The organism is Campylobacter concisus, assembly GCF_002912895.1.
Classification (GTDB): Bacteria; Campylobacterota; Campylobacteria; order Campylobacterales; family Campylobacteraceae; genus Campylobacter_A; species Campylobacter_A concisus_G.
The window spans coordinates 12,953-35,408 of the sequence record NZ_POZX01000071.1; the positions used below are offsets into that span (position 1 = coordinate 12,953).

Below are 22,456 nucleotides of genomic sequence, written 5' to 3' on the forward strand. Positions count from 1 at the left end.
GTCAAGGGCTCTTTTTATTTTTACTTTTTTGATTAAATTTATAGAAGTTATGGCTTAGCTTTTTGCTAAACCATAAATAGTGAAACAAAGCGTTTTTTAGGGATTGGAGAAAATTGAGTCATATACTCAAACGCTTCTTCGTAATCGCCATCTGTATATTGTGCAACTTGTTCGATAAGCTCATAAAGCTCCTCATCGTCCATAGAATCAAAACTGCCTCTATTTTCTAAAACCTCTAACAAAACGGCGTCTAATTCAAGCTCGTCGTAAGTCATTTTATTCCTTAATTTTGATTTAAAAAATGCGACACTATACCAAAACAATCTTATAAAATACTTTACTTGAAATTCGTAAGAAATTTTATGCTTTTTTTATAAGTAAAGTTGTAAAATCCTTATATTCATTATCATTTTAGTTAGGTTTTTGTGGATAATTTTGAACTATTTTATAAGCATTTTAAAGAGTTTTTAGAAGCCTTTGGGCAGAAAAGCTCAGAGTTAAAAGAACAAATTTTGCATGTACTTTTTATTAGCAACTCTCATCTAAGTGCTCAAGAAATTTCTTCAGAAATTTACAAAATCCACAAGAATGAAATTTCAATGACATCAATTTACTCGTTTTTAAATTTTCTCGAAATGCATCATCTTGCAAACTGTTTTGAAGAAAATGGAGTAAAGAAATTTGAGCTAAATTTAAAATCCTCGCACGATCATTTGATATGTGAAATTTGTGAAAAGATAGTTGATTTTGAAGATGAGATGATAGAGCAAAGACAAGAGCAAATTTGCAAAGAAAAAAATTTTAGCGAGCAGTCGCATACGATGATACTTTATGGTATTTGTAGTGATTGCCAAGAGAAAAATGAAAATTAAATTTTATCATTTCATTTTACTTTTTGATAATGAAAAACAAAAAAATTTCAGATTTATTTAAGCTGTGAAATAGATAATACGCAATTAAAAAAGGATGAAAATGGATATAAAAACACAAACTTTAGCACAAGTTGCAAGCTATTTTTCAATGATAGCTCACACAAACGGCAGACTAAGAGTAAGAGTTAGTCCAAAGATAAAAGAGCTAAGTAGCAGCGTAAATTTAGCTAGCCTAGATGATGTGATAGCTCAGATAAATGGTATAAAAAATGTAAAATTTAACAAGCTAATCGGCTCTGTAACGATCGAATATGATCATGAAATTTTTCCAAAAAACCTTTGGGAAGATCTTTTAAAAGGGCAAAATTTAGAAGAGATTTCAACTAGAGTAAATGAAGTTGCAAAAGAAGTGAAATATGCTTAATGAACTTTTAAATGCATCATACACCAGCGAAAAGAATGCACTTAGCTTATATGAAAATTTAGCTTTATTTGGTGATGTTTTTAACGAGATCGCAAATATCAGAAAAAATGCGATCATCTTGATAGAAAAATTTGCGAGCACACATGATTATGAGCTTGCTTGCGAAAATGAAGCTATATTTTTGCCAGCAAAAAATAAAGAAGATGCGCTGATACAAGCTTTAAACTATGAGTTAGAGCTAAATAAAATGTATGAAAAATTTTGTGAAAGCTTAGATGATGAAGAGCTAAAAGATCTATTTTTTAGACTTTGGGCTACTTCAAATAACGAATACGTTGCCTCTTTAAAGCAACGCTTAAAAGAAATTTATAGTGGCTGTGAAATAAAAAATGAGCTAAATTTAAATGAAATTTCACAAAATTTTGAGCAAAATGGCATAACAAATATTTTAGACAACTATCAAAATGACTTTAATGAGATAACTAAAAGCTTGCAAAATATCGCAAGTGGCAAGGCTGATAAAAGCGAGTTAGCAAAGATAACTAATAATCCAAATTTCTCGTTTTTTAGCGGACTTGCGCTTGGGGCATTAGGCATTTCAGTAGTTAGCAAAAATTTTAATAAGGATGAAGAAAATGAATAATTTACAAAATCAAACAAAGAAAGGATTTAAAATGGCATTACCATTTTTAGCGGGTTTAGCAGTAGGCGGTTTAGCGATAGCTGCTTGGAATAAAAGAGATAAGATCAAAGAGTACGCCCAAGATGGCTTTGATAAAGGCAAAGAGGCCGCAAAAGATCTTTACAAAAAAGGTAAAAGTGTTGCAAAAGATGCAAAAGACTTTATAGTAAAAGAAGAGAAAAAAGCAAAACGCGGTGCTAAAAAAGTAGAAAAAGAGGCTGAAAAAGTGGTAAAGAAAACAAGAAAACCACGCACTAAAAAGCCAGCTGCTCCAAAAGCTATCACACCAAACGATATAGCTTAAGGATAGAGAATGCAAGAAAATAGTCTTTTTACACTTTCAAGCACAAGACTTCCATTTGATCACTTCATCAGTGGTGCTTTAATCGCTGGCATGGGTGCAACTGCACTTGGCTTTAGCGACTATCTAAATAATAGAGCAACTAAAAAAGATGTCGCTAAAAAGATAGCGAAATACGCTGTAACAGGTGGTTTTGTAGGTGCTGTTGGTATTCATGCTTCAAATTTAATAGCACAAAAAAAATATCTAAATGCAGCAGCTTTTACAGCAGCTGGTATCGGCGGTCTTTTGATAGCAGAAAAACTAATAAAATTGGAGAGTAAATAATGAACAACCCTTACATCAACGAAGAAAACGTAGCAAGTGAAACTGCGGCTAACAATGCAGCAGCTACTCAGCCAAGCGCAATTGATAACGCAATAAACAATGCAGCTCAAAATTTACCATTTGTACCTGAAAATTTTAATGCTGCTGGCTTTGTAAAAGGTCTAGTTTTAGGTGGTATCGCAGCTTATGTACTAACTAATCCAAAAGCACAAGAGTGCGTATTTAAAGCGATTATCAAAGGTGGCGAGCTTATAAATGCTGGCATAGAAGAACTAAAAGAGCGTTTTGAAGATGTCAAAGCAGAACTTGACTCACAAAAATAAGATCACTCTAGCTCACAAGAGTAAAAATAGAGCGAGGTTTATTTGCGAGAGCCTAAACGCTAGAAGCGACGTCAGTGCTATCGAGGCTGCGATCTCAGAGCGAACTGATGCACTAAGTGTTCGTGTAAATAAATACGCAAAAAGCATTATCGTTGAATACAATAAAAACTACGATAAAATTTTAAACTTTATAAAGAGCTACGAATTTCCAACAAAGGCAAAAGATCCAAATTTGCCAAGCAAGGCAAATATCTATAAGGCTGCTGCTGCACTTGGCATAACACCATTTATGAGCAATAAAACTCTAAAATCAGCCGTGACTCTTTATGCCACAGCACCAAATTTAATAGAAGGTGCAAAAGAACTAAGGCATGAGGGCATCACTTCAAAAGTGCTTGAGGCAACTGCCATTGGTACTAGCTTAGCAATGGGCGATCATTTAGCAGCAAATAGCACAAATTTGATGATAAATATCGGCGAATATATGGAAGAAAGTGCTAGCCACAGAAGTGATGATCTCATCAAAGAGCTAGCAAAACCAAATATCGAAGAAGTCTGGGTCGAGAGAAATTTAAATGGTGAAAAGACGCTTGAAAAAGTAAAAACCGAAAATTTAAAAAAGGGTGACATCGTAGTAGTAGGAGCTGGTGAGACGATAGGTGTTGATGGTTATATCGTTGAAGGCAACGCCGATGTAAATCAAGTCTCAATGACAGGAGAGGCTGAACCTATACCAAAAGCTAGAGGCGACCGTGTTATAAGTGGCACCGTGGTTGATGAAGGTAGGATAAAAATTTGGGCTGAAAATGTAGGTAGTGATACAGCAACAGCTAGGATCAAAGAGTACATACAAACTTCACTCAATGAAAAATCAGCCATTGGTGTAAAAGCGTTAAAACTAGCTGATAAACTTGTGCCTGTTACTCTCTCGCTTGCTGGACTTTCATACATTATAAATAAAAATATGAATAGTGTTGCTAGCGTACTTCAAGCGGACTACTCTTGCGCATTAAAGCTTGCTACACCAGTTGCTTTTAAATCAAGCATCTCAAAAGCAGGAAGAAATGGCATTCTTGTAAAAGGTGCAAAAGCGATCGAGGCTTTAAGCTCAGTTGATACTTTTGTATTTGATAAGACGGGCACTCTGACACACGGACGCCTAAGCGTAGTTGAAATTTACTCATTCAAAGAGGGCTTTTCTCAAAATGATATATTAAATTTAACTGCGAGTGCTGAGGAGCACTACTTTCATCCAGTAGCCGAAGCAATAGTTGAAGCTGCAAACAAGCGTGGTTTTCACCATATTCATCACGATGAAGTTGAATTTATCGTAGCTCACGGCGTAAAAACTGCGATGCACGGCAAAGAGGTGGTTATAGGCAGTAGACACTTTTTAGAAGATGACGAGATGATAAGCTTTAAGGCTCATGAAGCTTTAATAAGCAAAGCATTAAATAGCGGCTTAACTTTACTCTACGTTGGATACGACAAAGAGCTAGTCGGAGTCATCGCCATGAAAGATGATATGAGAGAAAACGCAAAAGACATGGTGGCAAAACTACGCAGTCTTGGCGTAAAAGAGGTCGTCATGCTAAGTGGTGACATCAAAAGCAAGGCTGAAGAGGTGGCACGTGAGCTTGGGCTTGATAGGGTCTATGCGGAGTGCTTACCAACAGATAAAGCAGCTATCATCGAAGAGCTAAAGAGTGAGGGCAAAAAAGTAGCCTTTGTGGGAGATGGCATAAATGATGCTCCAAGCCTAACTAAAGCAAATGTGGGTATAAGCATGCACAAAGGTGCTGATATAGCTAAAGCGACGGCTGACATAAGTCTTTTAAAAGACGACATCATGAGCGTAGCTCTCGTAAAAGAGCTTGCAAATAAAACAATGGATTTAATTAGCTCAAATTTCCGCTCAACCGTTGGCGTAAACACAGCTATACTAAGTGCTGCTACACTTGGCATGTTAAATCCAATAGCAACTGCCATGCTTCATAATGGCACAACGATTTGGCTTTTATTAAATTCAATGAAGGGCGTAAAATTCAAATCAAAATAAATTTGAAAGGGTAGATGGTGCTTGATAGTTTCTTAAATTTTTTAAACGGCAAAATGGACGTAGCCAACGACTTTTTATATGGATATTTTTTAGTCATTATTCTTGTGGCTACGGGAATTTATTTTAGTTATTTGACTCGTTTTGTGCAGTTTAGGATGTTTTTTGAGGCTTGCAGGGTCTTAGTAGAAAAAAAAGACAAGTACAATAAGCACCATTTAACGCCGTTTCAAGCACTTATGATCTCGACTGCTTCACGCGTTGGCATAGGCAATATCGCTGGAATTTCAGCTGCTATCGCCGCAGGCGGTCCTGGTGCTCTTTTTTGGATGTGTTTGATGGCTTTTTTAGGATCAGCTTCGGCTTTTATAGAGAGCACACTAGCACAAATTTATAAGACAAAAGACGTTTTTGGGTTTAAAGGCGGCCCGGCCTATTACATCAAAAATGGCCTTGGTATAAAATGGCTGGCTTCGCTTTTTGCAGTGATCCTCATCATCACCTACGCATACGGCTTTAACGGCCTTCAAAGCTACACCATGACATCAGCTTTTGAAATTTACTACGATAAAGCTGGTAGCAATGTGACCTTTTCGCAAAGCGGCTTGCCAGTTGGCATTGGTCTTATTCTTACGGCATTTGCAGCAGTAATGTTTTTTAGCAAAAGCCACATCATCGGTAAAGTAAGCTCATACATAGTGCCTTTTATGGCACTTGCCTACATATCGCTAGCCTTTGTTGCTATCATCTTAAATTTTAAAGAAATTCCTGATGTTATCAAGATGATTTTGGAAAATGCTTTTGATTTTAAAGCGATATTTGGTGGATTTGCCGGTAGCGTAATCGTAATAGGTATCAAAAGAGGCCTTTTCTCGAACGAAGCTGGTATGGGTTCAGCTCCAAACGCAGCAGCTGCAGCACATACTAGCCACCCAGTAAAACAAGGCCTAGTTCAGGCTATGGCGGTCTTTATAGATATGACGATATGTATCGCTTCTGGTATGATCGTGCTATTTTCGCAGGCCTATCTTACAAAGCAAACTGGCTCAAGTGGCGAAATACTAACAGCACTTCCGCTAGTACAAGCTGCAATGAAAGAGTACTTTGGCGAATTTGGAGTTCATTTTACCACTCTTGCAGTCGTACTTTTTGCTATCACTTCACTTATTGGCAACTACTACTACGCTCAGGCAAATATGAAATTTTTAACCAAAAACCACAAGCTTACGTTGCTATTTAAGATAACGGCCGTCGTTATGATATTTATTGGTGCTCAAATGAATTTAAAGCTCGCTTGGAATATCGCTGATATCACGATGGCTGCAATGGCAACTATTAATATTATCGCTATATTCTTACTTTCAAAGGTAGTGATAATAGCAGTCAAAGACTACGAAGCTCAAAGAAAGGCTGGGCTAAATCCAGAATTTGACCCAGAAAGTCTTGGTATAAAAAATACAAGTTGCTGGAATAAAAACTAAATGGAGAAGAATTTGAAAAACGATACAAAAATAAGTGGCAAACTACTTGACATAAATACTCACAGAAAGGTAGCAAAGGTCGGTATGGGCGTTACTTTAGCGACAGTTTGCTTAACGGCACTTTGCATGAATGGCAGAGGTATGAAAAAATTACACACAGTTTCAGGCATTGCATTTACTTGCTTTGCTCTTTATCATGCTGGGCTTTATGACAATGGAATCTTTAAAAAAATGATAATAAAAGCAAAAAATGAGGCAAAAAAGGCATAAAATGATACTTAGCGACGCAGAAATTCTAAGCTATATAAACGAAGATATACCTTACTTTGATCTTACTACGTCGCTTCAAAATATCGATAAAAAAGCCTCACTTGAAATTTATTCACGCGATGAAATTTGTGTTAGCTGCGTTGATGTAGCCGCAAGTGTTGCAAGGCTACTTGGGTGCGAGAGTGAAATTTTTGTGCAAAATTCTCAAATCTGCAAAGCTAGCGATGTGATCATAAAAATTTATGGAAACTATGAAAATGTGCATAAAGCTTGGAAGTTAGCTCAAGTCGCACTAGAATATGCCAGTGCCATCGCAACTTATACAAACAAAATGGTAAATGCCACAAAGTGCGTCAATAAAAAATGTGAAATTTTAGCAACCAGAAAGAGCTTTCCATTTGCTAAGAAATTTTGCGTAAAAGCAGTGCTTGAAGGTGGCGGTAAAATGCATAGGCTTGGGCTTAGTGATAGCATTTTATTTTTTAAAAACCACATAAAAGCTTATGCGAATTTTGATGAGTTTGTATCTCTTTTGCCAGAATTTAAAGCCAAAATGGTTGAGAAAAAAATCTGCGTTGAAGCTGAAAATTTAGACGAAGTAAACAAGCTTTTAAAAGCAAATTGCGACGTCGTGCAGTGTGATAAATTTAGTCCAGAGCTCATCGAAAATGTACTCTCTTTAAGAGATGAGATTTCGCCAAATACCATTATCCTAGCAGCTGGTGGTATAAATTTATCAAATGCAAAAGATTACGCAAATGCCGATGCGATAGTAACGTCAGCGATGTATTCAAAAGGCGTTGCTGATATCAGCACTAGACTTGAGATTTTGTAAATTTTTACAACGACCGATACAACAAAACATCTATCAAAGTTAAAAATTTACAGAAAATGCATTTTGGCTCTGGAATTTGAACGATACGCAACAAAAAATTAGCATTTTTTATTTCAAATTCATCTCATAACTACAAGCAAAAACATAAACTAATAAAGTTAATTTTTCTAATTTGTTTTTTTCTAAAAACAATAACACTTATATCTTGCTTTACACCACGTGCATAAATTCAATTAAATTTTAAAATTTATAAGCAAATCATGCTTTTAAATTCAGCAACAAATGATAACGAGTGAGTAAGATTTACAATTTGCCTAGAACTTTTCAAATTCCAGGCAAATTTCAATAAAGTCTACCTTCTAACGACATGCAAAAACTGCATATGTTTGCGGTATTGCTCGATGACGTCATTTATCAGCGTAGCTTCGCTCCAGCCAAGCACGTCGTAGTCTTGACCGCCCTCTTTTAGATAGACCTCGGCTCTGTAGTAAAGATCGTCGCCGTCAAGCTCTCTGGTGTAGTCTGGGCTCTGGCTCTTGGTGAGATAGACGCCATATCTAAAGTCCATCTCGTCGCTAAGTCCGACATTTAAATTTGCAAAATTTTCGCCATTTGTGACCTTTGCTTCAAGGCCGTTTTTGGCAAATTCCTCTTTTAGCTCGTTAAAAGCTTTTAGCACGACTTCGTTTAAAAATTTCTTGCCATCTTTCTTGCCTGGTAGCGTAATGATCGCACTTAGGCGCTCTTGCCACGGCTTTGAAAGATCACTAATGGGCATGTTGCTAAAGTTATTTGTCTCTTTTTTGGTTAGATCCACACGTAACGCCTTAAATAACCCGTAAATGGCACCAAGTAGCACTATGGAAAATGGCAGCGCTGTCGTGATCGTGAGAGCTTGAAGCGAGGCAAGACCGCCTGCTAGCATCAAAAATGCCGCCACGACGCCCACTGTAACGCCCCAAAAGACCTTTTGCCAAACCGGCGTATCATCCTTGCCGTTTGAGCAAAGCATATTCATCACGATCGCCGCAGAGTCTGCAGAAGTCACGAAAAATATGACGATCATAAAGACTGCGATGGTGCTTAGCACGCCTGAGAAGCTAAATTTCTCCAAAAACATAAAAAGTGCTGAGGCTGAGTCAGAATTTACCGTGGTCGCTAGCTCGCTAAAGCCACTTTGAACAAGCGCAATCGCTGAGTTACCAAAAAAACTCATCCAAGCAAAAGTAAAGCCAGTTGGCACTAAAAGCACGCCGATGACAAATTCTCTTATCGTCCTGCCCTTTGAAATTTTGGCGATAAATAGCCCCACAAACGGCGACCAAGATAGCCACCAAGCCCAGTATAGTAGCGTCCAACCGCCAAGCCAGCTCTCGTTTTGCCTCTCGTAGGCGTAGAGGTTAAAGGTGTTTGAGATGAGCGTAGAGACGTAGTCGCCACTGTTTTGTACAAACGACTTTAGAAGCTGCGTCGTATCGCCTAAAAATAATATCAAAAACATAAAACATATAGCTAGTGCGATGTTTGCGTTTGATAAGATTTTAATGCCCTTATCGACACCACTTGCCGCTGAGATGGTAGCAGCAAAACAAAGCACTATTAGAAGCGTGATATGCATAGTCGGCAGGCCAAAAACGTGCGTAAGACCGGCATTTACCTGAAGCACGCCGTATCCCAGCGATGTCGCCACGCCAAAAAGGGTCGCCACGACAGCAAATGTATCGATGGCGCTACCTATCTTGCCGTAAATTTTATCTCCAATGATCGGATAAAATGCCGATCTAAGCGTGAGTGGCAAGCCGTGCCTATACGAGAAAAAGGCGAGTATTAGCGCCACGATAGCATAGACCGACCATGCACCCATACCCCAGTGAAAAAATGTGATATTCAACGCAAGCTTTTGCGCTGCGATAGTTTGTGCGTCGCCAACTGGCGGGTTTAGATAGTGCATGAGCGGCTCGGCCACACCAAAAAACACTAGACCTATGCCCATGCCAGCGGCAAAAAGCATAGAAAACCACGAGATATTTTTGTGCTCTGGCTTTACGTGATCGGCTCCTAGCTTGATCTCGCCAAGCTTACTAAAGCCAAGGATGATGACGCTTAGCAGTATGACGGCGACAACCAGGATGTAAAACCAGCCAAATTTGGCCGCGATGTAGTTTTGCATACCTTTAAAAAACTCATTTGAGAAATTTGGAAATATCGCTGCAAATGCCGTTATTAAAAATATGACGACAAGCGATGGGATAAATACCGAATTGTTAAATTTCGACCTTTGAAATTTGATCATTTTTCTCCTTTTTTTTGTAAATTTCAGCTTCATTTCAAAATAACAAAAAAGAGTAAATGGGTCAAATTTTCTCTTTAAAGTTTTTATGAAATTTTAAGCTTTAGCCACCAAAAATAGCCACTTTGAAATTTATCTCAAGTCGCTTTTATCTTTCTTTGGTTTTGCAAGAGTTATTAGCGCTATGACGACAAAAGCAATACCAAATGTGATATACAAAATGATCTTTGGCGAGTCATACTCTATCCTCGACCTTGCGACCTCTTCGCCGCTTGCCTCCACTAGCTCGCCACGTTTTATCATCTCGCTGATATCTTTTGCGCTAAGCTCTTTAGACGCTCTTGTTAAATTTTCTATGGCGCTAAGATCAGCCACCTCATAAACGCTATGCTTTATGCCGTAAAATGGCTTTATTTTGCTAAAAAAATAGACCTTCTCGCCGTTTGCATATACTGCGCCATATTCGCCATCTTTTACCAGCCCTACTTCGCGCCAAGAGCTGCTTGGGGCAAATTTATATAAAGAGACTGTTTGCGCCTCTAAGTGCCTGCCGTGCTTTGAGCGCCGCCACTCTTCGCCTTGCTGTAAAAAATACGCTGAGCTCTCATCTACAAAAACGTCATCATAGAGCCTTTTTGGCTCGCCTTTTAGCTGATAGTCTGAAATTTTAGCCTGCTCGTTTTTCGTGCTATCCCAAAAGTAAATTCCATCTTTGCTGGCAAAAAGAGGCCAAAACGAGTGCACGTTATCCACGCTATGAATGGCACTATAAGGCATATTTTGAGCGCTAAATTTGAGCTCATTTGCAAACGCCGCCCCATTTTTTGGCTCAAAAAGATATTCTATATCGTGCTTTGGGTCATAACATATCTGGCGCACCTTATCTGTGTAGCCAGCATCAAGCTTATAAAAGCCTAAAAATAGGCTTTTACCATCTGTGTAATATCCGCTAGGAGCGCCATTTTCTGCCGTGATGTATCTTAGCTCGCTAGGCTTCGCGTCAAGCTTTTCGCCCTTGTAGTAAAGTATGCTGCCATCTCTTGCAAAGCCAGCGTCAAATATAGGCTCTAAATTTGCACTTTCAACCAGCTTTGTCCTATAAAAATATGAGCTATCATCGTAGCTTTTTATAAAGACATGAGCAAGGCTTTTCATGACGGCGATAAATTCATTAAATACAGCCTTTTTCTCGCTTCTAGAGCTGCAATAATAGCTTATCTTGCCGTCGCTTATATAGCCATTGCCAAGCGCTTTGGTGCTGTTTGGATCAAGACCAGGCAAAATTTCTCTAGCGCAATAGACACTGTTTTTATCAGCCGCTACGTTTGAGTAGTCATACGCGTGTTTTAGCTTTAAGACCCTAAAACTAGCCTCATCAACGCCTTTTAGCTCATACTTGCCACTGCCTGAAATTTGAACGTAAATTTTACCCTCAGGCGAGCGGTAAAACTCGCTATTATCAATGTTTGCAAAGCTTCTTTGATACTCGCCCTCATGCCATAGATAAAGCATCGCCAAAACATAAAATAGCGTCAAGATAACTAAAAAATAAATAAACCTAATAGTAATTTTTCTCATTATCTATAATCATCCACCCTTTTTTTAAGCTCGCTTTTTTGATTTTTATTTTTAAAAATAGCGCCAACTACCGAGACTATAAATGCAATGGCTAAAAATATCCAGTAGGCATATTTTTGCGAGTAATCATCAAAGTCGCTTATCGCATCGATCACCACCTCGCCCTCAGCTGGCACCATAGCGCCTTGATCTACCATTTTTACTATCTCATCAAGTTTTAAATTCTCAACATTTGAGTCATAAGGACGAGTGAGAATTTCAACCACGCCAAGGTCGTTTATATCATAAACACTGCTGTTAAAATGCCAGCCGTAGCCGACGTTATCAAAATAATAGGTCTTATCGCCGTTTGCATAGACCGCTCCGTAGCCATCGTTTCTTACAAAGCCGATCTTTCGCCACTGTTCTTTTGTATCAAGCCTAACGATAGACGTGTGGCGTGAGCTTAGGCTGTGGTTTTGTTTTGTGTTGTGCCAAATTTCATAGGTTTTTAAAAAATATGTCTTGCCATCACTTATCACCACGTCGCCATATAGCGGCGTTATCTCGCCTTTAAATGGATCATCGCCGTCTCTTACAAACTCACCCTCATCTATGCTGTTATACCACTGCCACTTTCGCTCCCAGTGATAGATCCCGCCTTTGCCGCGAAAAAGAGCGTGATAGGAGTGCTCATCTTTTAGGTTAAAAAGTGGCTCGTATGGGGCAAATTTGGGGTCAAATTCATGATCATTTGCATAGACCATGCCAGAATTTGGCTCATAAAGATAGTGAATGCGCCATATCTCGCCGATATCACGCATTTGCGGGCTAAATTTGATCCCTAGCTTTGTGCTGTCATAATAGACATTTTCTCCATCAGTCGTAAAATGCACGCTCTTTCTGCCAGATACCTGCTCGATGTAGCGCATCTTGCTGGCATTTGCGCCCTCTAGCTCTTTGCCCTCATGATAGACCTTCACGCCGTCACTTGCGTAGCCAAAGCCCAAGATCGCTGCTAAATTTGTGTTATCAACCTGCCTAAATTTATAGATATGAGTTTGCGCTTTTGGGGTTTTAAACATTTTATGTGAGAGGATGTCCCAAAACTCTTTAAGTGCGGATATTTCGAGGTTTGTCTCGCTTACGCTATCGCAAAAGTATGTTACATTGCCATCGCCAAAGTAGCCATTACCAAGCGCTCTAACGCCATTTGGATCAAGCCCGCTCATCACGAGGTTGCCGCAATATACCGCCTCATCGCTAGCGCCAACGTTTCTGTTGTCGTATTTTCCAGTGTCAATGTATCTAAATTTGCTGGCCTTCACGCCTATTAGCTCAAATTTACCCCCACTTGGCACCATGGCATAGACTTTGTCATCTTTGACGTAAAAAAAGCTATTATTTAGCTCTTTACTATCGCCAATGTCGTCATCTAAAATAGAAACTAACCTAAAGATAAAAAAGTAGGTAGCAAAAAATATCACAACAATGGCGATCATTACGGAAATTAGCGGATGTTTTTTTAACATTTTAGCTCCGTTTTAAACAAATTTAAAGGCCTCATCATGGTGCAAAAACCTTTCATAAATTTAAATTTCAAAGTACCTATCCAAATATAAAATATCTAAAAAATTAAAAGCCTAAAATATGCGGATTTACCCATCCAAAATAGAAAACAAGCGGCTGCTAACATAACAAAAAACCTATAAATGCTAAATTCCAACGTGATCCCATAATAGATAATTCCCAAAGCAAGAAAACAAAGATACAAGGCAACAAGCAAATAAAATAAATTTTTGATCCTTGCCAAAAGCCCTGACTCTTCGCTGTTTTTTGCGACGAGCCAAATGCTCTCTATCTTATTTAAAAAACCAACCTTGTTATATTTTATCTCGACTAGATCGCCTACTTCATATTTTTCTATCTCTGGTGAAAACACCCCGCTAAATCTCTCTTTACCTATCAAAAGACTCATGCTTGTGGCTAAATTTGCCTAACAACTCTTCTATTTAGCGCGCTTATCCTACCGATCTTTTTCAAGCTACTCCAGCCCCTCGGCGATCTCAAGTACTTCAAAATAGTCATTTTCAAGCTCTTCTAGCTCGGCTTTTGCCGCTTCTAGCTCGTTATAAAGCGTGGTAAGACCTAGTTCTTGATAAATTTTAGGGTCGCTTAGAGCCTCGTTTAGCTCGGTTATTCTTATTTCAAGGGCTGAAATTTTATCTGGATATGTGTTTAAAATTTGCGTTTGTTTGTAGCTCAGCTTTGCGCCTGTTTTGCTCTTTTGCTTAGCTTCATTTTGACTATTTGAGAGCTCTTTTTCAAATTTATCAAGCTCTTTCATTTCATCTTCAAGCTCCAAATATACGCTGTATTCTTCGTGCAAAACATTTATCCTCTCGCCTTCAAACGCCCAAAGCTTATTTGCCATCTTATCGACAAAATATCTATCGTGGCTTACTAACAAGATCGCCCCCTCAAAGCTTTGCAAATAATCCTCTAAAATGTTAATAGTTGCGATATCTAGGTCATTTGTCGGCTCGTCAAGTACTAGTACGTCGTAGGTTTTTGTAAAAAGAAGTGCAAGCGCCACGCGGTTTTTCTCGCCACCACTTAAAACACCTATCTTTTTATCTAAAAATTCTTTTGGGAAAAGGAAATTTTTAAGATAGCCATAAACGTGCATATTTCGCCCACGAACTAGCACGTGGTCGCCACCGTTTGGACAAAATGTCTCGATGAGGCTCTTGTCATCATCAAGGACATTTCTCGCTTGATCAAAGTAGCCGATACTTACTTCGCCTCTTTTTATCTCGCCGCTACTTGACTGCTCAAGCCCTAGTAAAATTTTAAGCAGCGTGCTCTTGCCGCTACCGTTTCGTCCGACTATGGCGATCCTCTCGCCCTGCAAAACCCTTGCGTCAAATTTTTCAAAAAGCACTTTGCCGTCTATGCTTTTACCTAAATTTTTAAACTCAAAGAGCATTTTTTTGCGGTTTTGGCTTTGCGTTTGGTTGAAATTTTTACTCGCACGCTCTAGCTCAAGCCTCACGCGCCTTATCACACCTGGATTTTTCTTAGCCTCTTCGCGCATGGCTAGCACTCGCTCTTTTCTGCCTTCATTTCGTTTTAGTCTAGCTTTTACGCCGCGCCTTAGCCACTCCTCCTCAGCTTTTAGCTGTTTTAGTAGTGTTTCATGCGACTTTGCAAGACTTGCTAGAATTTCCTCTTTTTTGGTTAGATAGTTTGCATATCCACCATCAAAGCTTCTAAGCCCAGCCTCCTCGACCTCAACACACCTAGTAGCGAGAGCATCGATAAAATACCTATCGTGGCTTATAAAAACTATGCTTTGATTTGAGCCCTTAAGCATATCTTCAAGAAATTTGACCATATAGACATCAAGGTGGTTTGTAGGCTCGTCAAGCAGCAGCACATCTGGCTTTTTAAGGATGAGTGCGCCCAGTGCCACGCGCCTGATCTCGCCACCACTTAGCGAGCAAATGGGCCTGTTTTCATACTCTTTTAGCTTAAATTCTTGCAAAATTCGCTCGATCTTGTGCTCGATATTCCAGCCGTCCTTTGCCTCTATAAATTTCAAAAGTCTCTCTTGCTCTTTTAAAATTTCTTTGTTTTCAGGATCATTTGCTAGCAAGACGCCACTTTTTTCATACTCGCTTATCGCCTCAAATATCTCTTTTAGCTCGTTATTTAGCGCATCTCTTACGCTAAAAGTGGCGTTAAAATTTGGATTTTGCGCTAGCATCTCGACGCTTATTAGGTTTTGCACTATGCGTCTGCCGCTATCTGCTACCACCTCGCCAGAGATGATCTTCATAAGCGTGCTCTTGCCGCTGCCATTTTTGCCGATGATCGCTATCTTTTCATTTTCATTTACGCTAAGGCTTACGCTGTTTAAAATTTCATTTGCGCCAAATTTTTTACTTACGTCTATTAGGTCGATTAATGCCATTTTTCTCTCAAATTTTAAATTTTTTGGATTATATCAAAAGGGAGCTAAAACCTAATTTGGCTATAATCGCCCAAAATTTAAAAGGGAGAAATTTATGAATCTTTCTATGAAAAAGCTGGTCGTCCCTATATTTTTAGATATGTTTTTACACTTTATAACGCTCATCATCAACACCTACATGGTGACAAAAGTGAGCGTGCATCTAGTTGGCGCCATGGGTGCTGGCAATCAAGTGATGGATCTTTTTATGACCATTTTTAACTTTTTAAGCATGGGCTGCTCAGTCGTCGTCGCACAAGCCCTTGGCGCAAAGCAAAACGAGCTAGCCTCCAGCGTCATACACGCAAGTATCACGTCAAATACTATCTTTGGCATCTTTTCAGCCATCATCATCTACGTCTTTGGCTACAACATCTTAAATTTACTAAACGTGCCAAATGATCTCATAAACGATAGCTTTTCATACCTTCACATCCTTGGCTTTGCCCTGCTATTTGATGGCATCGGCATGGTGCTAGCTGCGGTGCTTCGCGTCTATAATCTAGCAACTGCTGTAATGCTAACATCGGTTTTAATGAACATCATCACCATCTTTGGCAACGCCATCGCTCTTTTTGGCTGGTTTGATCTGCCAAATTTAGGCCTGCAAGGTGTTGCTATCTCGACATTTGTGGGCAGACTAATAGGCGTTTTTGTCCTACTTTACATGCTCATACGCGTGGCAAAAGTTAGAATTTATCTTAGTAAACTGCTTGTCGTGCCGTTTGGAATTTTAAAGAAAATACTCTCAATCGGCCTTCCAAGCGCAGGCGAAAATTTACTCTGGATGGCGCAATACATGGTCGCTTTTGGCTTTGTGGCAAGTATGGGTGAGGCTAGCCTTAGCGTGCAGACCATTTACTTTCAGATCACGCTTCTTATCTTGCTTTGTGGAGCGAGCATTAGCGTGGCAAACGAGGTCATTGTAGGACATTTAGTTGGAGCAAGCGAGTTTAACGAGGCCTATACAAGGACATTTAGGGCGTTAAGACTTGGAGTTTTTATAACGCTTGTAGTCGTGCTTATAGTTTATACACTAAAGCATCAAATCATGGACGCACTAAATTTAAATGAAAATTTACGTGCGATCATGTTACCGCTTTTTACACTTTCGATATTTCTTGAAGCGGGTAGAACTTTTAACATAGTCATCGTAAATGCCCTTCGTGCAAGCGGTGACGCAAAATTTCCTCTTGCGACTGGCCTTATCTTCATGTGGGGGCTTTCGCTGCCACTTGGATATTTCTTAGGCATCTATCTTGGCTGGGGAATTATCGGCGTTTGGATAGGGTTTTGTGCTGATGAATGGCTAAGAGGCCTTGCAAATACATGGCGTTGGAGAAGCAAAAAATGGCAAGAAAAACGCCTAGTTTAAAGCAAAAGAGTATAAATTTAGACTTTTATGAGCTAAGCGTTTTAATAAATTTTAAAACAAATGTAAAATCCATGCGTTTAAGAGTTGGTAAGGACGCTAAGATCACGCTATCTATGCCATTTTACAGCACACAAAAGATGGCTCTTAGCTTTCTTGAGATGCATAAAATTTGGCTTGAAAATACTTACAAAAAAGCTCTTGTAAATTTGCCAAAAGATGATGAGATTAAATTTCTTGGACAAGTTTATAAGATAAAATTTGATGAAAATTTTAAAGAGCCATTTTTTGATGGCGAGTTTGTCTTTACGCCAAATTTAAAAAGTCTTGAGCATTTTAAAAAAATAAGAGCAAAAGAGCAATTTTTAGAGCTTGTAAGCAACTTCCAGCCTTTTATAAATAAGCCAATCAAGCGCATCGTCATACGAAATAGCAAAACTCGCTGGGGCAGCTGCAATCATAAAAAAGGCTATATAAACCTAAGTCTAAGACTCATAGAAAAGCCACTCTCAGCCGTGCGCTACGTCGTTCTTCACGAACTAACACACCTGCTATATCCACATCATCAAAAAAGTTTTTACGATTTTATAGAAAAAATCATGCCTGATTATAAAGAGCAAGAAAGAATTTTAAGAGCGTAATTTATTTTCATCAAGTAAGTGTAAAAATTAATATGCTAAAATCGCATGTTAATTCACAAAAAAAGGGAATTTCAATGAAAAAAATGATTTTTATCTCAATCTTAGCTGCTTGTGCTTTTGCAGGTAACTTTGAAGATGGACTAAAGGCATATGGGAGCTCAAATTTCAAAGAAGCTTTGGCTAAATTTGAAGCAGGATGTTTGGCAAATGATGTAAAATCTTGCGTAAAAGTTGGAGCGATTTACCAACTAGGAAAAACAGCTCTACCTAATCCAAGCAAGGCCTTAGAGTATTATAATAAAGCTTGCGAAGCTGGCGAGGTTGAAGGTTGCTCGGCAGCTGGTGGACTTTATCTAAATACTGAGCCACAAAAAGCAAGAGAACTTTTTAATAAAGCTTGTGATAAGAATGATGGATATTCTTGCGAGATGGTAGGTTCTATCTTGATAGAGGCTAAAGAATTTAAAAAAGCTTATGAATTTTTAGTAAAAGGCTGCGAATTAGGCGATAAGATGTCTTGCGAATTTGCAGGCGATCTAAGACGCTCAAAACAACTATAATTTTTAGGCTTACGAGCCTAGAAATTTCTTATTTAATTTATTACACCAATATCCTTAAACAAAAAATTAAAAAAACACTTATTTTAAATAGAAATTACTCAAAGTATAAAGGTAGTCTAAAAAATTTATATTAGAAATTTAGGCAAGAATGATCTTGCCTAAGATTAGATTATTTTTATTTGATCAAGTGGTTTGTCTTTAATGCCCCATTGAGTCATAAAAACAAATCCATAAAGTACAGCAGCTACGATATAAGCAGTGTATTCGTTTGGTATAAGATTAAATTTCACACATATATTTGGTACAAGAGCTAGTGGCACAACAGGGATCAAAAGAATACGCTCCCAGATCCTAAGCTTTGTGACATAGTAGCCTTGAAGTAAGCTTGAAAATGCAAACATTCCCACGATCGCCATACCAAAGACAAGTAAAATTTCAAGTGGATTGCTCATCCAGATTATTCCTTTTGAATCAAGCGGATCGCCCTCGTTTACGCTTTCTATTAGCATAAGTTTGTTGTTAAAGAAAAAGGCAAATGGTAAGATCGCTGTTCTTAGATCATAAAAGAATCCTTGAACGCCAACGGTTATAGGATTTGCTTTAGCAATACCAGCTGCCGCATAAGCCGCGATACCAACTGGTGGCGTATCATCAGCTAAAATTCCAAAGTAAAATACAAAAAGATGCACAGCAATGGCTGGGATCAAAAAGCCATTTTTGTGCGCCAAAAATAAAATGACAGGTGCCACAAGACTTGAAACTACGATGTAGTTTGCCGTCGTTGGAAGGCCCATTCCTAGTATTAGCGACATCATCGCAGTAAGAAGCAATATCATAACTATATTATCACCAGCAAGTAGCTCAACTAGATCTGAAAGTACTTGACCAAGGCCAGTTAAAGAGATAGAGCCCACGATGATACCTGCAAGTGCGGTTGCGATGGCGATCGTTGTCATACTTTTTGCGGCTGCAACCATTGCCCAAAATATATCTTCAAAGCCTATTAACACATCATTTATTCCAACTTTTTCGCCACTTGCTAGTTTTTTAACTGGCTCTTGAAAGATCATTATTAAAAATAAAAATCCAATCGCATTAAATGCTGCAGCGATGGCTGACTCTTTTGCGATTAATAGCGTATAAAGCAAAATCAAAATCGGAGTTATATAGTGAAGTCCGCTTACAAAAATTTTAAATCTTGAGTGAAATTCGCTTTGATTTATACCTTTTAAGCCAAGCTTCACACTCTCTAAATGCACGATAAAAAATAGCGACAAATAACAAGCAAACGCTGGGATAATTGCTGCCATCATGACATTTGTATATGTCATGCCCAAAAACTCAGCGATGATAAAAGCAGCTGCACCCATGATCGGAGGCATGAGCTGTCCATTTACGCCAGCTGCAACCTCAATGGCTCCAGCTTTTGTGCGTGAAAGACCGGCTTTTTTCATAAGTGGTATGGTAAATGTACCAACTGTTACAACATTTGCTGTGGAGCTTCCTGAAACCATGCCAGTTAGACCACTTGCGATAACTGAAGCCTTAGCTGGGCCACCTCTATATTTGCCAAGGAGCGAGAAAGCTAAATTTATGAAGTATTGTCCGGCACCTGCCCTCTCAAGCAACGAGCCAAAAAGAACAAAAAGATAGATAAAACTAACACTAACGCCGATAGGCACACCAAAGATGCCCTCAGTTGTCAAAAACATATGGCCTGCGATCTTTTCAAAGCTGGCACCCTGATGAGCAATGATGTCTGGCATATAAGGGCCAAAGTGATCATATATCAAAAATAATATACAAATAATTGGAAGTGCTGGCCCCATGACACGCCTTCCAGCCTCAAGCAAGACAATGATCGCTAAAAACGATATGACGATATCTTGTGTGATATAGTCCCCGGTCCTATCAGCTAGTTCATAAAAATAAACCGCTGGATAAAGCACGGCAACAACGCCTACTACACAAAAGACCAGATCGTAAAATGGCAAACTAGAATGTGCCTTTTTATGAAAAGTGACTGGATAAAGCAAAAATACAAGCCCAACCGCAAAGGCTAAGTGTATCGAGCGCGAAATGTTAGTATTTAGCGGAAAATAAGCTATATAAAGCTGAAAAACTGACCAAGAAAAGCATACGATCGCAATGAAATAGTTGTAAAAATTGCTATTTATCTCCCTTGTTTTTACTTCGACAAATTGTTCTTCGTTGTCTTTGACTTCGTTCATCTCTCTCCTTTAAAAATTTAAATATATAAATTTATAAGAATTTGTATATTTAAATTTTATCCAGAGGCAAAAGCCCCTGGAAATGGGTTATTTTAAAATACCAGCCTCTTTAAATGCAGCCTCTGCAGCTGGGTGGAGCGGAGCTGAAAGACCTTGAACAAGATCTTCTTTGTTTACTGATTTTAGCGCTGGGTGAAGAGTTTTGTACTCATCAAAGTTGTCTAAAATAGCTTTTATCACAGCTTTTACAGCCTCATCTTTTGTATCTTTATTAGTTACCAAAACAGCTTTTACGCCGATAGTATTTACATCGTGATCAACGCCGTCATATGAGCCTTTTGGGATCACACCTTTTGCAAAGTATGGCTTCTCTTTAAGAAGATTATCTATCTCGCTGCCTTCGATATTTAGGATATCGATCGGCAAAGATGTCGCAGCGTCAGTGATGTTTGCAGTTGGATGGCCGACAACAAAGCTATATCCGTCTATCTTTTTATCTTTTAGTGCGTGTGGGCATTCACCAACTGTTAAAACGCCGCGGTAGCCTAGTTTTGAAACGTCAAAGCCTTTTGCTTTAAAGACTTCAAGCGTGCTCACTTCGTTGCCACTGCCTGGGTTTCCAACGTTATATTTTTTACCTGCAAATGAAGCAAGATCACTTGTAAGACCGCTATCTTTTGCTACAACAAATGCAAGAAGTTCTGGATAGATAGCAACTACTGAGCGTAAATTTTCATCTTTTGCTCCGTCAAATTTGCCAGTGCCGTTATATTTATCATAAACAACGTCACTTTGAACAAAGCCAAATGTGAGCTCTTTTTTGAGGACGTTATTTACGTTATAGACTGAGCCGCCAGTTGATTGGACTGAGCATTTTACATTAGTATTTTTGTTTGCTAAACGGCAAATCGCTCCACCTATCGGATAATAAGTGCCTGTCATGCCGCCAGTACCGATACTGATAAATTCTTTTGCTGAAAGAGTTGTTGCTAAAAGCAAGCCAGCAAGTGCCAAAGAAGTAGTTTTCATCTAAGATCCTTTCAAGAAATTTAAGGCTATTTTATTCTATAAATTTAGCTTTTTACCTTATTTGATATGATATTTTCATGCCGTTTTAGTAAAGTTGCAACCATTCTACACAATCAAGACTTAAAAAAATATTTTCTTAAGATTAAATTTATATTTCTTTATCAGCCAAAATAAATTTGATAAACCGGCTATTTAAATATCATTTTTTATTGTATAATCCACCGCAGTTCTAAGTTTTAGAAAAACTGTTGCAAATTTACAACTAATCAATAGCTTTTATAAATGTTAATAACAATCAAATTTTGGAGGTTTTTATGAAAAAATCACTTATGTTGGCCGCTTCTATGCTACTTTTATCTTTAAATTTCGCTTCTGGTGCGGATGAAAAAACGCAAGTTAGCTTTAGTGGCTCATCCACCCTAGCTCCAGTCATTGCTAAAATTTCAACCGACTTTATCGAAAAGTACGAGACTTGGGATAAAGTAGATAGCTCTTTACCAAACAAAAATATCACCATTTTTGTCTCAGCTGGTGGTTCTGGCGCTGGCGTAAAAGCCGTGCTTGATCATGTCGCTGACTTTGGCATGCTAGCTCGCGACGTAAAAGATAGCGAAAAGGCAAAGATCAAGGATATGAAAGCCTACACGCTTGGCATAGACGCACTTTGCGTAGCTGTAAATCCAGAAAATGAAGTGATAAAGCTAAAGGGCGGAAATTTAAGCAAAGATGAGATCGTCAAAATTTTCTCAGGCGAGTACAAAAGGTGGAGCGATCTTGACAAATCCCTACCAAATGACGAAATAGTCGTAGTTACAAGAGATCTTGGTGGCGGCGCTCACGAGGTATTTCAAAAAAAGATAATGAAAGATGTCAAAGTTAGCAAAAACGTCATCCAATCACCTTCCATGGGCGCGCTTGTCTCAAAAATAATCGAAAATAAAAACGCTATTGGATATGCATCTTTTGGTATCACAAACCAAAACAAAGGCAAGCTAATACCACTAAACGTTGACGGCGTGGAGCCAACTGTTAAAAATATAATTGATGGCAAATACTACATCTCTCGTCCGCTCATCATCGTAAAAAGTGGGGATCTAAGCAAGAGCGAGCAAATTTTTGTTGACGTGCTAAATTCAGCCGAAGGTCAAAAGACTATCGAAAAAATGGGATTTATACCAGTAAAATAGTCT

22 protein-coding genes are annotated in these 22,456 nt (G+C 38.6%); 14 read left to right on the forward strand and 8 right to left on the reverse strand.

Annotated features, from left to right (window positions below; genetic code table 11):
- Positions 1-65: 65 nt before the first annotated feature.
- Positions 66-275, reverse strand: a complete 210-nt coding sequence (locus CYP51_RS08980) for a hypothetical protein (RefSeq protein ID WP_002942234.1) — start codon at positions 273-275, stop codon at positions 66-68.
- A gap of 150 nt (positions 276-425) precedes the next feature.
- On the opposite strand from CYP51_RS08980, the gene CYP51_RS08985 reads away from it, so the two are divergent.
- The 10 genes from CYP51_RS08985 (at position 426) to modD (ending at position 7,571) form a co-directional block, all read left to right on the forward strand.
- Positions 426-872 carry a Fur family transcriptional regulator gene (locus CYP51_RS08985; RefSeq protein ID WP_103625170.1) on the forward strand — a complete coding sequence of 149 codons (447 nt, stop codon included), beginning with the start codon at positions 426-428 and terminating at the stop codon, positions 870-872.
- A 100-nt stretch (positions 873-972) separates the two neighbouring features.
- Positions 973-1,296 carry an HMA2 domain-containing protein gene (locus CYP51_RS08990; RefSeq protein WP_021091233.1) on the forward strand — a complete coding sequence of 108 codons (324 nt, stop codon included), beginning with the start codon at positions 973-975 and terminating at the stop codon, positions 1,294-1,296.
- Positions 1,289-1,939: a ferritin-like domain-containing protein gene (locus CYP51_RS08995; RefSeq protein WP_103625171.1), complete on the forward strand. Its 651-nt coding sequence runs from the start codon at positions 1,289-1,291 to the stop codon at positions 1,937-1,939. The genes CYP51_RS08990 and CYP51_RS08995 overlap by 8 nt, the downstream gene beginning before the upstream one ends.
- A gap of 31 nt (positions 1,940-1,970) precedes the next feature.
- Positions 1,971-2,282 carry a hypothetical protein gene (locus CYP51_RS09000; RefSeq protein WP_258032839.1) on the forward strand — a complete coding sequence of 104 codons (312 nt, stop codon included), beginning with the start codon at positions 1,971-1,973 and terminating at the stop codon, positions 2,280-2,282.
- A 9-nt stretch (positions 2,283-2,291) separates the two neighbouring features.
- Positions 2,292-2,606, forward strand: coding sequence for a hypothetical protein (locus tag CYP51_RS09005; RefSeq protein ID WP_103625173.1), 315 nt, complete (start codon positions 2,292-2,294; stop codon positions 2,604-2,606).
- Positions 2,606-2,929, forward strand: coding sequence for an oxidoreductase (locus CYP51_RS09010; RefSeq protein WP_087577962.1), 324 nt, complete (start codon positions 2,606-2,608; stop codon positions 2,927-2,929). The genes CYP51_RS09005 and CYP51_RS09010 overlap by 1 nt, the downstream gene beginning before the upstream one ends.
- The gene (locus tag CYP51_RS09015) at positions 2,913-4,988 is read left to right on the forward strand and encodes a heavy metal translocating P-type ATPase (protein WP_103625174.1); all 2,076 of its coding nucleotides are present in this window, start codon (positions 2,913-2,915) and stop codon (positions 4,986-4,988) included. The genes CYP51_RS09010 and CYP51_RS09015 overlap by 17 nt, the downstream gene beginning before the upstream one ends.
- A gap of 14 nt (positions 4,989-5,002) precedes the next feature.
- A complete protein-coding gene (locus CYP51_RS09020) occupies positions 5,003-6,466 on the forward strand; it encodes an alanine/glycine:cation symporter family protein (protein WP_258032840.1) in 1,464 nt (487 codons plus the stop codon).
- A gap of 12 nt (positions 6,467-6,478) precedes the next feature.
- On the forward strand, positions 6,479-6,736 hold the full coding sequence (locus tag CYP51_RS09025) for a helicase (RefSeq protein WP_103625175.1): 258 nt from the start codon (positions 6,479-6,481) through the stop codon (positions 6,734-6,736).
- Position 6,737: 1 nt separating this feature from the next.
- Positions 6,738-7,571, forward strand: a complete 834-nt coding sequence (modD, locus tag CYP51_RS09030) for a ModD protein (RefSeq protein WP_103625176.1) — start codon at positions 6,738-6,740, stop codon at positions 7,569-7,571.
- Between the two features lie 352 nt (positions 7,572-7,923).
- Here the strand turns inward: modD and CYP51_RS09035 are convergent, their stop codons facing one another.
- The 5 genes from CYP51_RS09035 to abc-f form a co-directional block, all read right to left on the reverse strand.
- Positions 7,924-9,864: a BCCT family transporter gene (locus CYP51_RS09035; protein ID WP_103625177.1), complete on the reverse strand. Its 1,941-nt coding sequence runs from the start codon at positions 9,862-9,864 to the stop codon at positions 7,924-7,926.
- A gap of 129 nt (positions 9,865-9,993) precedes the next feature.
- Positions 9,994-11,439: a DKNYY domain-containing protein gene (locus CYP51_RS09040; protein WP_103625178.1), complete on the reverse strand. Its 1,446-nt coding sequence runs from the start codon at positions 11,437-11,439 to the stop codon at positions 9,994-9,996.
- Positions 11,439-12,950 carry a DKNYY domain-containing protein gene (locus CYP51_RS09045; RefSeq protein ID WP_103625179.1) on the reverse strand — a complete coding sequence of 504 codons (1,512 nt, stop codon included), beginning with the start codon at positions 12,948-12,950 and terminating at the stop codon, positions 11,439-11,441. Before CYP51_RS09045 ends, CYP51_RS09040 begins: the two co-directional genes overlap by 1 nt.
- A 95-nt stretch (positions 12,951-13,045) precedes the next feature.
- Positions 13,046-13,396 (reverse strand): hypothetical protein, encoded by a 351-nt coding sequence (locus CYP51_RS09050; RefSeq protein ID WP_180997759.1) that lies wholly within the window; start codon positions 13,394-13,396, stop codon positions 13,046-13,048.
- Positions 13,397-13,462: 66 nt separating this feature from the next.
- The gene (gene abc-f, locus CYP51_RS09055; protein WP_103625180.1) at positions 13,463-15,394 is read right to left on the reverse strand and encodes a ribosomal protection-like ABC-F family protein; all 1,932 of its coding nucleotides are present in this window, start codon (positions 15,392-15,394) and stop codon (positions 13,463-13,465) included.
- 94 nt (positions 15,395-15,488) lie between these two features.
- Here abc-f and CYP51_RS09060 point away from each other — a divergent pair, with 94 nt between their 5' ends.
- From CYP51_RS09060 to CYP51_RS09070, 3 genes are all read left to right on the forward strand, one after another.
- Entirely contained in the window at positions 15,489-16,808 is a 1,320-nt protein-coding gene (locus CYP51_RS09060; RefSeq protein WP_103625181.1) for an MATE family efflux transporter, read from the forward strand.
- Positions 16,763-17,446, forward strand: coding sequence for a YgjP family zinc-dependent metalloprotease (locus CYP51_RS09065; RefSeq protein WP_103625182.1), 684 nt, complete (start codon positions 16,763-16,765; stop codon positions 17,444-17,446). Before CYP51_RS09060 ends, CYP51_RS09065 begins: the two co-directional genes overlap by 46 nt.
- A gap of 74 nt (positions 17,447-17,520) precedes the next feature.
- Complete coding sequence (locus CYP51_RS09070) at positions 17,521-18,006, forward strand: tetratricopeptide repeat protein (RefSeq protein WP_084042177.1); 486 nt, start codon at positions 17,521-17,523, stop codon at positions 18,004-18,006.
- A gap of 164 nt (positions 18,007-18,170) precedes the next feature.
- Here the strand turns inward: CYP51_RS09070 and CYP51_RS09075 are convergent, their stop codons facing one another.
- Both CYP51_RS09075 and CYP51_RS09080 read right to left on the reverse strand, forming a co-directional pair.
- Positions 18,171-20,237 (reverse strand): TRAP transporter permease, encoded by a 2,067-nt coding sequence (locus tag CYP51_RS09075; protein WP_103625183.1) that lies wholly within the window; start codon positions 20,235-20,237, stop codon positions 18,171-18,173.
- 87 nt (positions 20,238-20,324) lie between these two features.
- On the reverse strand, positions 20,325-21,266 hold the full coding sequence (locus CYP51_RS09080; RefSeq protein WP_103559235.1) for a TAXI family TRAP transporter solute-binding subunit: 942 nt from the start codon (positions 21,264-21,266) through the stop codon (positions 20,325-20,327).
- 314 nt (positions 21,267-21,580) lie between these two features.
- Between CYP51_RS09080 and CYP51_RS09085 the strand changes: the two genes are divergently transcribed.
- Positions 21,581-22,453, forward strand: coding sequence for a phosphate ABC transporter substrate-binding protein (locus CYP51_RS09085; RefSeq protein ID WP_103625184.1), 873 nt, complete (start codon positions 21,581-21,583; stop codon positions 22,451-22,453).
- The last annotated feature ends 3 nt before the right edge of the window (positions 22,454-22,456 follow it).

Excerpts from the sequence above, each read along its gene's own strand:
- CYP51_RS08980 (WP_002942234.1), bottom strand. The coding sequence starts at position 275 with ATGACTTACGACGAGCTTGAATTAGACGCCGTTTTGTTAGAGGTTTTA.
- CYP51_RS08990 (WP_021091233.1), top strand. The coding sequence starts at position 973 with ATGGATATAAAAACACAAACTTTAGCACAAGTTGCAAGCTATTTTTCA.
- CYP51_RS08995 (WP_103625171.1), top strand. The coding sequence starts at position 1,289 with ATGCTTAATGAACTTTTAAATGCATCATACACCAGCGAAAAGAATGCA.
- CYP51_RS09000 (WP_258032839.1), top strand. The coding sequence starts at position 1,971 with ATGGCATTACCATTTTTAGCGGGTTTAGCAGTAGGCGGTTTAGCGATA.
- CYP51_RS09005 (WP_103625173.1), top strand. The coding sequence starts at position 2,292 with ATGCAAGAAAATAGTCTTTTTACACTTTCAAGCACAAGACTTCCATTT.
- CYP51_RS09010 (WP_087577962.1), top strand. The coding sequence starts at position 2,606 with ATGAACAACCCTTACATCAACGAAGAAAACGTAGCAAGTGAAACTGCG.
- CYP51_RS09020 (WP_258032840.1), top strand. The coding sequence starts at position 5,003 with ATGGTGCTTGATAGTTTCTTAAATTTTTTAAACGGCAAAATGGACGTA.
- modD (WP_103625176.1), top strand. The coding sequence starts at position 6,738 with ATGATACTTAGCGACGCAGAAATTCTAAGCTATATAAACGAAGATATA.
- CYP51_RS09035 (WP_103625177.1), bottom strand. The coding sequence starts at position 9,864 with ATGATCAAATTTCAAAGGTCGAAATTTAACAATTCGGTATTTATCCCA.
- CYP51_RS09040 (WP_103625178.1), bottom strand. The coding sequence starts at position 11,439 with ATGAGAAAAATTACTATTAGGTTTATTTATTTTTTAGTTATCTTGACG.
- CYP51_RS09045 (WP_103625179.1), bottom strand. The coding sequence starts at position 12,950 with ATGTTAAAAAAACATCCGCTAATTTCCGTAATGATCGCCATTGTTGTG.
- CYP51_RS09050 (WP_180997759.1), bottom strand. The coding sequence starts at position 13,396 with ATGAGTCTTTTGATAGGTAAAGAGAGATTTAGCGGGGTGTTTTCACCA.
- abc-f (WP_103625180.1), bottom strand. The coding sequence starts at position 15,394 with ATGGCATTAATCGACCTAATAGACGTAAGTAAAAAATTTGGCGCAAAT.
- CYP51_RS09060 (WP_103625181.1), top strand. The coding sequence starts at position 15,489 with ATGAATCTTTCTATGAAAAAGCTGGTCGTCCCTATATTTTTAGATATG.
- CYP51_RS09065 (WP_103625182.1), top strand. The coding sequence starts at position 16,763 with ATGGCGTTGGAGAAGCAAAAAATGGCAAGAAAAACGCCTAGTTTAAAG.
- CYP51_RS09070 (WP_084042177.1), top strand. The coding sequence starts at position 17,521 with ATGAAAAAAATGATTTTTATCTCAATCTTAGCTGCTTGTGCTTTTGCA.
- CYP51_RS09075 (WP_103625183.1), bottom strand. The coding sequence starts at position 20,237 with ATGAACGAAGTCAAAGACAACGAAGAACAATTTGTCGAAGTAAAAACA.
- CYP51_RS09080 (WP_103559235.1), bottom strand. The coding sequence starts at position 21,266 with ATGAAAACTACTTCTTTGGCACTTGCTGGCTTGCTTTTAGCAACAACT.
- CYP51_RS09085 (WP_103625184.1), top strand. The coding sequence starts at position 21,581 with ATGAAAAAATCACTTATGTTGGCCGCTTCTATGCTACTTTTATCTTTA.